Source organism: Streptomyces sp. NPDC058157 (assembly GCF_042884105.1).
Classification (GTDB): domain Bacteria; phylum Actinomycetota; class Actinomycetes; order Streptomycetales; family Streptomycetaceae; genus Streptomyces.
In genome coordinates this window covers 40,249-52,845 of record NZ_JBHVUQ010000036.1, presented here as the reverse complement: position 1 = coordinate 52,845, position 12,597 = coordinate 40,249, and the positions used below count along the sequence as shown (strand labels likewise).

Annotated in this window: 11 protein-coding genes and 2 tRNA genes; 11 read left to right on the top strand and 2 right to left on the bottom strand. The window is 73.9% G+C overall.

The features are described from left to right. Both ACFVXK_RS12255 and ACFVXK_RS12250 read right to left on the bottom strand, forming a co-directional pair. A partial coding sequence (locus tag ACFVXK_RS12255; protein ID WP_389611434.1) for a PAS domain-containing protein occupies nt 1-1,892 on the bottom strand: 1,892 nt, incomplete at its 3' end. A 119-nt stretch (nt 1,893-2,011) separates the two neighbouring features. Then, complete coding sequence (locus tag ACFVXK_RS12250) at nt 2,012-2,431, bottom strand: SSI family serine proteinase inhibitor (protein WP_389611433.1); 420 nt, start codon at nt 2,429-2,431, stop codon at nt 2,012-2,014. A gap of 183 nt (nt 2,432-2,614) precedes the next feature. Between ACFVXK_RS12250 and ACFVXK_RS12245 the strand changes: the two genes are divergently transcribed. The 11 genes from ACFVXK_RS12245 to ACFVXK_RS12195 all read left to right on the top strand — a co-directional run bounded on the left by ACFVXK_RS12245 (nt 2,615) and on the right by ACFVXK_RS12195 (nt 12,593). Further along, a tRNA-Ser gene (locus ACFVXK_RS12245) sits at nt 2,615-2,705 on the top strand. A gap of 259 nt (nt 2,706-2,964) precedes the next feature. Next, nucleotides 2,965-3,037 (top strand) — tRNA-Arg (locus ACFVXK_RS12240). 192 nt (nt 3,038-3,229) lie between these two features. Next, on the top strand, nt 3,230-3,595 hold the full coding sequence (locus ACFVXK_RS12235) for a PH domain-containing protein (RefSeq protein ID WP_045949802.1): 366 nt from the start codon (nt 3,230-3,232) through the stop codon (nt 3,593-3,595). 44 nt (nt 3,596-3,639) lie between these two features. Continuing rightward, complete coding sequence (locus tag ACFVXK_RS12230; protein ID WP_389611432.1) at nt 3,640-4,536, top strand: DUF2797 domain-containing protein; 897 nt, start codon at nt 3,640-3,642, stop codon at nt 4,534-4,536. Nucleotides 4,537-4,630: 94 nt separating this feature from the next. Then, nucleotides 4,631-4,969 carry an antibiotic biosynthesis monooxygenase family protein gene (locus ACFVXK_RS12225; protein WP_389611431.1) on the top strand — a complete coding sequence of 113 codons (339 nt, stop codon included), beginning with the start codon at nt 4,631-4,633 and terminating at the stop codon, nt 4,967-4,969. Beyond that, a complete protein-coding gene (locus ACFVXK_RS12220; protein ID WP_389611430.1) occupies nt 4,953-5,843 on the top strand; it encodes an amidohydrolase family protein in 891 nt (296 codons plus the stop codon). Before ACFVXK_RS12225 ends, ACFVXK_RS12220 begins: the two co-directional genes overlap by 17 nt. 85 nt (nt 5,844-5,928) lie before the next feature. Next, nucleotides 5,929-6,696, top strand: coding sequence for a response regulator transcription factor (locus ACFVXK_RS12215; protein ID WP_389611429.1), 768 nt, complete (start codon nt 5,929-5,931; stop codon nt 6,694-6,696). 101 nt (nt 6,697-6,797) lie between these two features. Continuing rightward, nucleotides 6,798-8,270, top strand: a complete 1,473-nt coding sequence (locus ACFVXK_RS12210; RefSeq protein ID WP_389611428.1) for a sensor histidine kinase — start codon at nt 6,798-6,800, stop codon at nt 8,268-8,270. A gap of 25 nt (nt 8,271-8,295) precedes the next feature. Next, on the top strand, nt 8,296-9,570 hold the full coding sequence (locus ACFVXK_RS12205; RefSeq protein WP_389611427.1) for a glycosyltransferase: 1,275 nt from the start codon (nt 8,296-8,298) through the stop codon (nt 9,568-9,570). Next, a complete protein-coding gene (locus ACFVXK_RS12200) occupies nt 9,567-11,858 on the top strand; it encodes a glycosyltransferase family 39 protein (protein ID WP_389611426.1) in 2,292 nt (763 codons plus the stop codon). The genes ACFVXK_RS12205 and ACFVXK_RS12200 overlap by 4 nt, the downstream gene beginning before the upstream one ends. 90 nt (nt 11,859-11,948) lie before the next feature. Then, nucleotides 11,949-12,593: a TetR/AcrR family transcriptional regulator gene (locus ACFVXK_RS12195; RefSeq protein WP_389611425.1), complete on the top strand. Its 645-nt coding sequence runs from the start codon at nt 11,949-11,951 to the stop codon at nt 12,591-12,593. Nucleotides 12,594-12,597: the final 4 nt, after the last annotated feature.

The window sequence follows — 12,597 nt, the reverse complement described above, 5'->3', positions numbered from 1 at the left end:
ATCGACCCCCGACGGCGGCAAAACCATCCACGCCCACGCCTCCTGGTAGACCCCGCATCCGACCAGCCCTCGCGCCCGCAACGCGCCCGGCGGGAAACACGGACCAATGCCGACACGCCCACGGGACGGCCGGCAACCGGACCGGAGTCCGGCCCGTTGTCGCCGTCACGGCCCCGTCGGCGCCCGGTACCCAGCCCGGCCGGGTTCACCGGGGACTGGGCGAGCTCCGCCGGGCCCGTGGGGGATGCCTGCGCGTCCTGCCCGGACGGCAGCGCCAGCGCGCCACCGGCGCCGCGCGCCCCGGTTTCGCCCGGTCCGCCGTTGCCGTCCTCCAGGAAGGCGTCCACCCCGCGGCGGCCGCGCCGGCCGCCGGAGACCGTCGCCGGGGCCGCCTCGGGCTCCGGCGCCGTCTCGGGTTCGGGCTCGGGCAGCTCCACCGTCCCGGCACCCGAGCCCAGCGGCAGCTCCAGCACGTACGCCCCGCCCGGAGCGCCGGGCACCTCCACCGTCTGCAGGAGCCCGCCGTGCGCGGTGACGACGCCCCGCACGATCGGCTCGTGCACGGGGTGGCCGCCCTCGTAGGGGCCGCGCACCTCGATCCGTACGACCTCGCCGCGCTGGGCCGCGGCCACCACGATCGTGGAGTCGCCGTACCCGCTGCCCTGACGGGTCTTGCCGGTGGCGTCCACCCCGGCGACGTCCGCGACCAGGTGCGCCAGCGCGGTCGCGACCCGCTCCGCGTCCACCTCGGCCTCGATGGTCGGGGCGTGGACGGCGAACTGCACCCGGCCGGGGCCGATCAGCTCCACCGCGCCGTCGAGGCCCGCCTTCACGACCTCGTTGATCAGGACGTTCCGCTTCTTGAGCTTCTCGCGGCCGGCGTCCAGCCGCTGGTAGCCGAGCACGTTGTCGACCAGGGTGGTCATCCGCGCGTACCCGGCGGCCAGGTGGTGCAGCAGCTGGTTGGCCTCGGGCCACAGCTGGCCGCCGTCGTCGGCGGCCAGCGTGGCCAGCTCCCCGCGCAGCTCCTCCAGCGGCCCGCGCAGCGAGTCGGCGAGCACGGCCGCCAGCTGGGCGTGGCGGGCGGCGAGCGCGTCGTAGGGGCGCCGGTCGGTGAAGGTCATGACGGCGCCGACGAGCACCTCCCCGTCCCGTACGGGGGAGGTGGTCAGGTCGACGGCGACGGCCTGCCCGGCCTTGTTCCACAGCACCTGGCCGCGGACCCGGTGCTTGCGTCCGCTGCGCAGGGTGTCGGCGAGGGGGGACTCGTCGAAGGGGAAGGGGGAGCCGTCGGCGCGCGAGTGCTGGATCAGCCCGTGCAGCTCGCGGTTGCCGAGGTCGGTGGCGCGGTAGCCCAGGATCTGGGCGGCGGCCGGATTCACCAGGACCACGCGGCCGTCGGTGTCCGTGCCCACGACGCCTTCGGCGGCGGCGCGCAGGATCATCTCGGTCTGCCGCTGGGAGCGGGCCAGCTCGGCCTCGGTGTCCACGGCTTCGGTGAGGTCCCGCACGACCAGCATCAGCAGCTCGTCGCCGGTGTAGGGCTGGGGCTCGCGGTAGGCGTCACGGCCGTCGAGGTGGGCGCTGGTGACCTCGACGGGGAACTCGGTGCCGTCGGTGCGGCGCGCGGTCATGCGTTGCGGCTTGGAGCGGCCCGTCAGCTCGTCGCCGGGCCGGCGCATCGAACCGGGGATGAGTTTGGAGTCGAACTCCGGGAAGAGGTCGAGCACGCCGCGGCCGACCAGACCGGTGCCGGGGCTCTCCATGACCTCGAGGGCGATCGAATTCGCGTTGACGACCGTGCCGTTGGCGTTGACGAGCAACAGCGCGTCCGGGAGCGCGTCGAGTATTGCTGCGAGGCGAGCAGCGCCTCGGGATGGCCTGCTGCTCACGACGAGCGTCCTCCCTGACCACGACTACCGGCATGTCACGGGAGGAGTCTAAGGGCACCGTCCCGCCGCGAGGGGGCGGATGAGCGGGGGAAACCGTGCATCCGCCACATCCTCCCAGGTCAGGCACCCGCACTCGGAAGCACAGGTTCCAGGTTGTTCCAGCGAGCGATGTCGCACCCGTTCTCGCGTGCGAACCGGCTGTCCACCTGCTGTCCGTGCCACGTTCCGGTGATGTGAGCGGTGGCCGGTCCGCCGCTCTGGAAGGTGCACATCGCGGCCTTCGGCGCGGCGGCGAACGGGTCCTTCCCCTGCTTCGCCAGCGCGTCCAGGCGGGCGCAGGCCTCCTCGGCCTTGGGGTGGTCGCCGCCGACGGGCCGGCAGTCGAGGCGGTACCGGCCGTTGAGGCTGCCCGCCTTGGAGATGTCGATCGTGAGCCGGTCGGGGGAAGCCAGCAGCCGGCCCAGGGGCAGCGGCGGCAGGGGTCCGGCGGCCGCGGCGGCCAGCGCGGAGGTGACGGCGAAGGCGGCGAGACGCAGCATGGGGCACTCCAGGTCGTCCGTACGTCGTACGCCTCACCAACGACCCGCTCGCCCGGACGTTGCGAAGAGGGGGCTTAAGGCTTTGCCCTGCGGCCCCGGCTCCTTGTACCGTGGGAGCGGATTGGTGACCGGCCCTGCGGCTGTGTCATCATCTGCACGCACCCTCGTCACAGGGGGTGTGCTGGAGGCGTCGCCTAGTCCGGTCTATGGCGCCGCACTGCTAATGCGGTTTGGGGCTTACACCCCATCGAGGGTTCAAATCCCTCCGCCTCCGCGCCTCACCGAAGCCCCGGTCCGTATGGACCGGGGCTTCGGTGCGTTCGGGGTCTGAAACGTGCCCCTGGGGTTTGGGATGGCCCTCCGGGGGTAGCCGGCGGGGCCTCCGCGCTGCGGCCCGCTACGGGCGAACGATCTTCTTCGGGGGCGTTTCCGCAGGTCAGAGGCGTTGAGGCCAATGGATTTCGCGTCCCGGCGAGGTCCATGTATTGTTGTTCTCGCAAGGCCAACCGGGCAGAAAACACCGGGAAGCCCAAGCACTCGTAGCTTAACGGATAGAGCATCTGACTACGGATCAGAAGGTTGCAGGTTCGAATCCTGCCGAGTGCACAGCCGGAGAGGCCCTCAGGAGAAATCCTGAGGGCCTCTTGCGTGTGTTCCGGACGAGCGGAGCAGTACCTCCGGGGGAGGGAATCCCCCAGGAGGACTCAGGGGTGGAATGGCTCCAGCGGGGGACGTGGACCACCGGGCCGGGGCGATACGGTTTTCGGAGATCGTTCGAAGCTTGATCGGGGGGCTCTCATGGGACTGTTCGGAAACGCGCACCGGGTGGATCCGGCATCGGCGCAGCGGGACTACGCGCGGCTGCTGGGGCACGGGGAGCAGGTGCATGTGGCCTACCTGCTGGTGCGCGACACCATCCTGTTCACCGACCGGCGGCTGGTGTTCGTCGACAAGCAGGGGATGACGGGCAAGAAGGTGGAGTACCACTCCGTCCCCTACCGGAGCATCACTCACTTCTCGGTGGAGACCGCCGGGCACTTCGACCTCGACGCCGAGCTCAAGATATGGATCTCCGGCAGCGCGGCGCCGATCGAGAAGACCTTCACCAAGGGGGTCGACATCTACGAGATGCAGGCGGTCCTGACGCAGTTCGTCGCGCGCTAGCCGGAGGAAGACCGATCGGACGACACCAAGGGGACACGGCGCCCGTGACCGGCTCCGCCGCGGGCTGGCGGTGCACCGGGATCCGGTGGAGCGGGGGGCGGCCCGCCATCGGGTGGTACGGGCAGGGGCGCGGGGAGCGCGGCAGTGCGCTCTCCTACGGGCAGCGGCTGGCCTTCGTCGCCGGGGGCGAGCGGCACTGCCTGGGCGTGTGGCGGGCCGGCAAGCGGACCCCGTGCCCGGCCGGCCGGACCGTGCCGGGGCGGGCCGGGAGCGCCCAGTGCCCCGAGTGCGCCCGGCTGGACCGGTCCTTCTCGGTGGCGGCCGACACCAATGCCGCCGATCCGCGTCCCTACCGGGTGTACCTGGCGTGGTTCGGGCCCGGGATGGTCAAGGTGGGCATCACCGCCGAGGAGCGCGGGCCGGTCCGGCTGCTGGAGCAGGGGGCCGTGACCTGGACCTGGCTGGGGCGCGGACCGCTGATGGCGGCACGGCGGACCGAGGAACTGCTGCGGGCGGCCCTCGGGGTGCCGGACCGGATCGCCTACGCCCGCAAGCGTGCGGTGCGGGCCGGGCTGCCGGCGGAGGCCGAGCGGGCGCGTGAGGTGGCCGAGCTGCATGCCCGGGCGGCGGGGCTGCCGGGGTGGCCCGAGTCGCTGGAGCGGCTGGGGTGCGCGGTCACCGACCATGCCGGGCCGTTCGGGCTGGCCGGGCTGCCCGCTCCGGCGCGGGTGGTCAGGGAGCTGGTGCCCGGTGCGGGGGTCGTGGGGGTGCTGGTGGGGGCCGCGGGGCCGGACCTGCACTTCGCGGACGGGCTCGTGGTCGACACCCGGCTGCTGGCCGGCTGGGAGCTGGGGGCCGCCCCCGCGGGCGCGGTGACCGGCGTACCGCTGGCGGCCGTCGTCCCGCCGGCGGAGGCGGGTGGGCAGGACGGCCTCTTCTGAGGTCCCGGGGAGCAAGGTCAAAACTTGGATCCCTTTGGGCTGCCGGGGCTGATTCCGGTGGACATGCCAAGGGGCTTGCGCGGAGGGTGGGGACATGAGCATCCAGCCCGTTCCGGCGTTCGAACTGCCTTATGTCATGGCCGTTTTCAGCAATGTCCGCACCGCCGACGACAGCGGATATCCGGACACCCTCGCCCGGATGAACGAGATCGTCCGGGACAACCCCGGGTTCCTCGGCTACGAGTCCGCGCGCACGCCCGGAGGCCTCGGGATCACCGTGGCCTACTTCCGCGACCACGAATCCCTCACCGCGTGGCGCACGGACCTGGAGCACCAGGCGGCCATGAAGCAGGGCCGCGCCCACTGGTACGAGAGCTACACCCTGCACGTCGCGACCGTCGAGCGGAGCCACGGCTTTGCCCGCGACGCCTGAGACCCTCCGGGCCTTCCGCGAGCGGCTCGGCCTGCCCGGTCTGGTGGACGTGCACACGCACTTCATGCCGGACCGGGTGATGCGCAAGGTGTGGGACTACTTCGACGCAGCCGGCCCGCTGACCGGCGTGGAGTGGCCCATCACCTACCGCCACGAGGAGGAGCAGCGGGTCGGGCTGCTGCGGGAGTTCGGGGTCCGGGCGTTCACCTCGATGCTCTATCCGCACAAGCCGGACATGGCCGCCTGGCTCAACGCGTGGGCCGCGGAGTTCGCCGCCCGCACCCCCGACTGCCTGCACACCGCGACCTTCTTCCCCGAGGAAGGTGTGGCGGCGTACGCGGAACGGGCCGTGGAGCGGGGGGCCCGGGTGTTCAAGGCACACCTCCAGGTCGGCGGCTACGACCCCAACGACGCCCTCCTCGAACCCGTGTGGGGGCTGCTGGCCGAAGCGCGCGTCCCGGTCGTCGTCCACTGCGGCTCCGGGCCCGCCCCGGGCGAGTACACCGGGCCCGGGCCGGTCGCCCGGCTGCTGGCCCGCCACCCGCGGCTCCCGCTGGTCGTCGCGCACATGGGGATGCCCGAGTACACCGAGTTCCTCGACCTGGCCGACCGGTACCCCGAGGTGCGGCTCGACACGACCATGGCCTTCACCGACTTCTCCGAGCAGTTCAGCGGCTTCCCGCCCGGGGACCTCGGACGGCTCGCCGACCTCGGGGACCGGATCCTGCTGGGCACCGACTTCCCGAACATCCCCTATCCCTACGAGCACCAGCTGGAGGCCCTGGAACGGCTCGGGCTGGGTGACGACTGGCTGCGTGCGGTCTGCCACGACAACGCCGCCCGGCTGTTCTCGCTCGCCCCGGCGGGCGGCTGAGCCGCCGGTCCGCCGGAAACCGTTTCTCAGGAGATTCACAGGTTGGGGCAAGAGCGTTTTCAGAGGCGCGGCGCAGCGTGGGGGCATGACAGCGACGACCACCTCCCACGCGTCCGCGTCCACCACCAGCCCGACGGCGCTCCTGCGCCCCGACGGCGGCCCCTGCCGGGTCCTCGTCGTCGACGACGAGGCCTCGCTCTCCGAGCTGCTGTCCATGGCCCTGCGCTACGAGGGCTGCGAGGTCCGCAGCGCCGGTGACGGAGCGGGCGCCGTCCGCGCGGCGCGGGAGTTCCGGCCCGACGTGGTGGTCCTCGACATCATGCTCCCGGACATGGACGGGCTGTCCGTGCTCGGTCTGCTCCGCCGGGAGATCCCGCAGGTCCCCGTGCTCTTCCTGACCGCCAAGGACTCCGTCGAGGACCGCATCGCGGGCCTGACGGCCGGCGGCGACGACTACGTGACCAAGCCGTTCAGCCTGGAGGAGGTCGTGGCCCGGCTGCGCGGCCTGGTCCGCCGCTCCGGGGCCGCGCAGGCCGCCCGCGGCGGCTCGGTCCTCTCCGTCGGCGACCTGAGCCTCGACGAGGACAGCCACGAGGTGGTCCGCGGCGGCCAGGAGGTCCATCTGACCGCCACCGAGTTCGAGCTGCTGCGCTACCTGATGCGCAACCCGCGCCGGGTGCTGAGCAAGGCGCAGATCCTGGACCGCGTGTGGTCCTACGACTTCGGCGGCCAGGCCAACGTGGTGGAGCTCTACATCTCCTACCTGCGGCGCAAGCTGGAGGGCGGCACCGGACTGCCCCCGATGATCCACACCCGGCGCGGCGCCGGCTACCTGATCAAGCCGGCCGAGTAGTGGCACTCCGCCTGCCCCGGCCGTGGTCCGGACGTTCCCGGCGGCGGGGGCCGCGCCGCCGGCGGCCGTGGTCGCTGCGGACCCGGCTGGTGGTGTCGGCGGTGGTGCTGATCGCCGTGGTGGGCGCGGCCATCGGGACCGTCACCACCCTCACCATGCGCTCCCGGCTGATGTGGGAGCTGGACAAGCAGCTGAACAACTCCGTGGAGATGGCCGTCCGGGGGCCGGGCGCCGGCAAGGCGGCCCGCGAGGGCAGCCTCGGCTTCGTCTTCGCCCCCGGCTCCCCCATGGGGGCCGCCGGGATCCGGCTGGACGTGAACCGGAAGGCGATCGGCGGGGCCCGGATCGCTCCCGTGGAGGGCCCGGGCCTCGATCACCGGGAGGTCCTCACCCAGGCGCAGACGGCGGTACTGGAGCGGGTGGCACGGACGGCCGGCCCGGCCGGGTCCGGCAAGGTGGACGTGGACCTGCCGGGGCTCGGTGCCTACCGGGCGATGGCCGCGCCCGACGGAGTGCTGGTCCTCGCCTTCCCCGTACAGGGCGTCGACTCGACCGTGAACACCCTGGTCGCCGTGGAGGTCTGCGTCACGCTGGCCGGTCTGATCGCCGCCTCCCTCGCCGGACAGGCCCTGGTCGCGGTCGCCCTGCGCCCGCTGCGCCGGGTCGCCGCCACCGCCACCCGTGTCTCCGAGCTGCCCCTGCACAGCGGTGAACCCGCCCTGCACGAACGGGTCCCCGACGCCGAGGCCGATCCGCGCACGGAGGTCGGCCAGGTCGGCGCGGCCCTCAACCGGATGCTGGGACACGTCTCCTCGGCCCTGACGGCCCGCCAGCAGAGCGAGACCCAGGTTCGACAGTTCGTGGCCGACGCCTCCCACGAGCTGCGCACCCCGCTCGCCTCCATCCGCGGGTACGCCGAACTCACCCGCCGGGGCAGGGAGGAGCCCGGCCCCGACACCCGCCACGCGCTGGCCCGGATCGAGTCCGAGGCCACCCGGATGACCGGGCTGGTAGAGGACCTGCTGCTGCTGGCCCGGCTGGACGCGGGACGCCCCCTGTCCCGCGAGGACACCGACCTGGCCCCGCTCGTCGTCGACGCCGTCAGCGACGCCCGGGCCGCCGGACCCGGACACCACTGGCGCCTGGCCCTGCCCGAGGAACCCGCGCCCGTCCTGGCCGACCCGGCCCGGATCCAGCAGGTCCTGGTCAACCTCCTCGCCAACGCCCGCACCCACACCCCGCCCGGCACGACCGTCACGGCCCGTGTTTCACGTGAAACATCCGCCGTCCGACTGCAGATCGAGGACGACGGACCCGGTATCCCCGCCGAGCTGATGCGGCACGTCTTCGAGCGCTTCGCCCGAGGCGACGCCTCGCGCTCCCGCGCGGCGGGCTCCACCGGCCTCGGCCTGGCCATCGTCCAGGCCGTGGTCACGGCCCACGACGGACAGGTGGACGTCCGCAGCGAGCCCGGCCGCACCTGCTTCGAGGTGCTGCTCCCCCTCGCCGCGGACCCCGGCCCCCGCACACCGCTGGACTCACAGAAGGACCACAGGGTCAGCACACCGAGGTGACAGGGCGCCCGGGGAGGGTCGGAGCATGCCAACCGACACCTCCTCCGACGCCCTCCCGGCCCGGGCGCCCCTCGCGCCCACGCCCGGCGAGCCCGTACTCGACGTGGTGATCCCGGTCTACAACGAGGAGAAGGACCTCGGCCCCTGCGTGCGAAGGCTGCACGCCCACCTCGCCCGGACCTTCCCGTACCCGTTCCGCATCACCATCGCCGACAACGCCAGCACCGACCGCACGCCCGCGCTCGCGGCGGAACTCGCCGCCGCCGTCCCCGGCGTCCGCAGCGTCCGGCTGGAGGAGAAGGGGCGCGGGCGCGCCCTGCGCACCGTGTGGAGCCACTCGGAGGCGCCCGTCCTCGCCTACATGGACGTGGACCTCTCCACCGACCTGAACGCGCTGCTGCCCCTGGTGGCCCCGCTGATCTCCGGCCATTCCGACCTGGCCATCGGCACCCGGCTCGCCCGTTCCTCACGGGTGGTGCGGGGAGCGAAGCGGGAGTTCGTCTCCCGCGCCTACAACCTGCTGCTGCGCTCCTCCCTCGCCGCCCGGTTCAGCGACGCCCAGTGCGGCTTCAAGGCCATCCGGCGGGAGGTGGCCGAGCGGCTGCTGCCGCTCGTCGAGGACACCGGCTGGTTCTTCGACACCGAGATGCTGGTCCTCGCCGAGCGGGCCGGGCTGCGGATCCACGAGGTACCCGTCGACTGGGTGGACGACCCCGACTCCACGGTCCACATCGTCAGGACCGCCACCGAGGACCTGAAGGGCGTCTGGCGGGTCGGCCGGGCGCTGGCCCTCGGGGAGCTCCCCCTGGACCGGCTCGCCCGCCCCTTCGGCGACGACCCGCGCGACCGCACCGCCCTGCCCGGCGTGCCGCGCGGACTGGCCCGCCAGCTGCTCGGCTTCTGCGCCGTCGGCGTGCTGTCCACCCTCTGCTACCTCGCCCTGTACTCCCTCTTCCGGCTCGGCGCCGGACCCCAGGCCGCCAACGCCGCCGCCCTGCTGGTCTCCGCCGTCGCCAACACCGCCGCCAACCGCCGGCTCACCTTCGGCGTCCGGGGCCGCGACCGCGCCCTGCGCCACCAGGCCCAGGGCCTGGTCGTGTTCGCCATCGGCCTGGCCCTGACCAGCGGCTCCCTCGCCGCCCTCGGGGCGGGCACCGACGCGCCCGCCCACGGCACCGAACTGGCCGTGCTGGTCACCGCCAACCTCGCCGCCACCGTGCTGCGCTTCCTGCTTTTCCGCGCCTGGGTCTTCCCCGAGCGCCGCACCACTCCCGTTCCCGTGAAGGACGACCACCGATGACCACGGCCCACCCGCCCTTCGGCACCCCGTTCCCCGAACGGGCCCCCGCCCCCGCCCCCACCGGCCCGGACCCGGCCGCGGGCGCCGCCGCACGCCGGACCGCCGCCGGCCGGCCCCGCTGGGAACGCCCCGCGTACGCGGGGCTGCTGCTGGCCACCGCCGTGCTGCTGCTCTGGAACCTGGGCGCGTCCGGCTACGCCAACTCCTTCTACTCCGCCGCCGTACAGGCGGGCTCCGAGAGCTGGAAGGCCTTCTTCTTCGGTTCCTCCGACGCCGGGAACTCCATCACCGTCGACAAGCCCCCGGCCGCCCTGTGGCCGATGATGCTGTCCGTCCGGGCGTTCGGGCTCGGCTCCTGGCAGATCCTCGTCCCGCAGGCCCTGATGGGCGTCGGGACCACGGCCGTCCTGTACGCCGCCGTGCGCCGCCAGTTCGGCCCGGCGGCCGCACTGCTCAGCAGCGCCGCGTTCGCGCTCACGCCCGTCGCCGCCCTGATGTTCCGCTTCAACAACCCCGACGCGCTGCTGACGCTGCTGCTGACCGTCACGGTGTACTGCGTGCTGCGCGCCCTGGACGGGGCGCGGACCGGGTGGCTGGTCGCGGCCGGGGCCGCGATCGGCGTGGGCTTCCTGACCAAGACCCTCCAGGCCTTCGTCATCCTGCCGCCGCTGGCCCTGCTCTACGCCGTCTGCGCGCCGACCCGGCTGCGCCGCAGGCTCGGGCAGCTGCTGCTCGCCGGGGCCGCGATGGTGGTGACCGGCGGCTGGTGGGTGGCCGTCGTGGAGCTGTGGCCCGCCTCCTCGCGCCCGTACATCGGCGGCTCGCAGCACAACTCCTTCCTGGAACTGACCTTCGGCTACAACGGGCTGGGCCGCCTGAACGGCAACGAGACCGGCAGCGTGGGCGGCGGGCGGACCGGCGGGGCGGCCGCCGCCCCCGGGTCGTACGGGCTGTTCGAGGGCGGGCCGGGCCTGCGCGGCGGCGGCTGGGGGGAGACCGGTGTGGACCGGCTGTTCTCCGGCACCGTCGGCGGCCAGATCTCCTGGCTGCTGCCGGCGGCGCTGGTGCTGCTGGTCGCGGGGCTGGTGGTGACGTGGCGGGCCGGCCGGGCCGCCGACTGCCTCCAGAGCATGGCCCGCGCGGCCTTCCTCGCCTGGGGCGGCTGCCTGCTGATCACCGCCGTGGTGTTCAGCTGGATGCAGGGCATCTTCCACGAGTACTACACGGTCGCGCTGGCCCCGTTCGTGGCCGCGCTGGTGGGCATGGGCGTGGCCGTGCTGTGGGAGGAGCGGGGCGGCAGGGTCGCCGCGCTCACCCTGTCCGGGACCCTCGGCCTGACCGCCGTCTGGTCCTTCGTGCTGCTCGGCCGCTCCTCCGGCTATCTGCCGTGGCTGCGCTGGACGGTACTGGCCGCCGGGCTGCTCGCCGCCGCCGTGCTGCCGTTCGCCGCCCGGCTGGGACGCGGGGTCCTGCTCTCCGCGGCCGCGCTGGGGTTGGGCGCGGCTCTGGCGGGCCCGTTCGCGTACTGCCTGACCACCGTCTCCGCCGGGCACACCGGCTCGATCGTGACGGCGGGTCCGGCGGTGGCCGGCGGGCGGGGCGGCCCCATGGGGTTCGGCCCGGGCGGCGAGCGGTTCCGGGGCGGCCTGCCGGGCCTGCCCGGCGGCGGTCCGGGCGGCGCAGGCCCGCAGGGTGCGCCGCAGGGCGGCCAGGGCGGCCAGGCGGGCCAAGGGGGGATGCCGCCGGGCTTCCCGCAGGGTGGCATGCCCGGTCCCGGCCGGCCGGGAGGCGCGGGAGGCACCGGTGCCACGGGCCGGTCCGGGAACGGCCGGGGCGGTCAGGCGGGCGGCCCGGGCATGCGGGGCGGCGCCGGCGGACTGCTCGACGGGGCCCGGGTCTCCGCCGCGGCCAAGGCCGCGCTGCGCGCCGACGCCGACCGCTACACCTGGGCGGCCGCCGCCATCGGCTCGCAGAACGCGGCGAGTTACCAGCTGGCCTCCGGCCGCCCCGTGATGCCCCTCGGCGGGTTCAACGGCAGCGACCCCTCCCCGACGCTGGAGCAGTTCAAGGCGTACGTGAAGGCCGGGGAGATCCACTGGTTCATCGCCCAGGGCGGCCTCGAAGGAGGCGGGGAGTCCCGTACGGGGGGCGTGCCGGGAGGTCGGGGAGGCCCGGGAGGGGCGGTCAGCACGGCCGTCGACAGCTGGGTGAAGGCCCACTTCAAGGCCGTGACCGTCGGCGGAGCCACCTTCTACGACCTGACGGCCCCTGTGTCCGGCGCGTCCTGAACCCGCCCCGATCCACGCGGCACCCCCTAGCATCAAGAGGGCGGACCGGGCATTCCGGGCTGATCCCCTTGTGATGAGGAGGGCACCTCGATGGTGACCGATGCTGATCCGGGCGAGGCCAGGACCAGTGTGTGGCTGGCCGTGCGGCCCGCCGCCCCCGTCAGACGCCGGACCGACGCCCCCTCGGGGCTGGACCGGGACCGGATCACCGCCGCCACCGTGCGGCTCCTGGACGCGGAAGGGCTCGGCCGCTTCTCCATGCGGAGGCTGGCGGCCGAGCTGGGCGTCACCGCGATGTCCCTGTACTGGTACGTGGACACCAAGCACGATCTGCTCGAACTGGCCCTGGACAGCGCCCTGGGCCGGCTGCGCCTCCCGGCCGGCCCGCCCCCGGAGGAGCCCTGGCCGGGTCGGCTGAGGGCACTGGCCCGCGGTTACCGCAGGCTGCTGGCGGAGCACCCGTGGGTGGCTCCGCTCAGCGCGGTCTATCCCAACATCGGCCCGCACGCGCGGGCCTTCGACGCCGCCCTGCACCGGCTGCTGGGGGCGGCGGGCCTGGCGGACGCCGGCCGGACCGGCGCCCACCTCGCCGTCTCCCAGTTCCTGAACGGCTGCGCCCTGCACGGCTGCGGGGGCACGGTCCGGCGGGCGCCGGAAGCGGACTTCGCCCTGGCCCTCGACGTCCTCATCGCGGGCATCGAGGCCAAGGCGGCCGTCGCCCGGTCCCAGGCCTGATCAG

Bases quoted from the DNA above. Each gene is read 5' to 3' on its own strand.
- ACFVXK_RS12250 (WP_389611433.1), bottom strand. From the start codon at position 2,431: ATGCTGCGTCTCGCCGCCTTCGCCGTCACCTCCGCGCTGGCCGCCGCG.
- ACFVXK_RS12235 (WP_045949802.1), top strand. From the start codon at position 3,230: ATGGGACTGTTCGGAAACGCGCACCGGGTGGATCCGGCATCGGCGCAG.
- ACFVXK_RS12225 (WP_389611431.1), top strand. From the start codon at position 4,631: ATGAGCATCCAGCCCGTTCCGGCGTTCGAACTGCCTTATGTCATGGCC.
- ACFVXK_RS12215 (WP_389611429.1), top strand. From the start codon at position 5,929: ATGACAGCGACGACCACCTCCCACGCGTCCGCGTCCACCACCAGCCCG.
- ACFVXK_RS12205 (WP_389611427.1), top strand. From the start codon at position 8,296: ATGCCAACCGACACCTCCTCCGACGCCCTCCCGGCCCGGGCGCCCCTC.
- ACFVXK_RS12200 (WP_389611426.1), top strand. From the start codon at position 9,567: ATGACCACGGCCCACCCGCCCTTCGGCACCCCGTTCCCCGAACGGGCC.
- ACFVXK_RS12195 (WP_389611425.1), top strand. From the start codon at position 11,949: ATGGTGACCGATGCTGATCCGGGCGAGGCCAGGACCAGTGTGTGGCTG.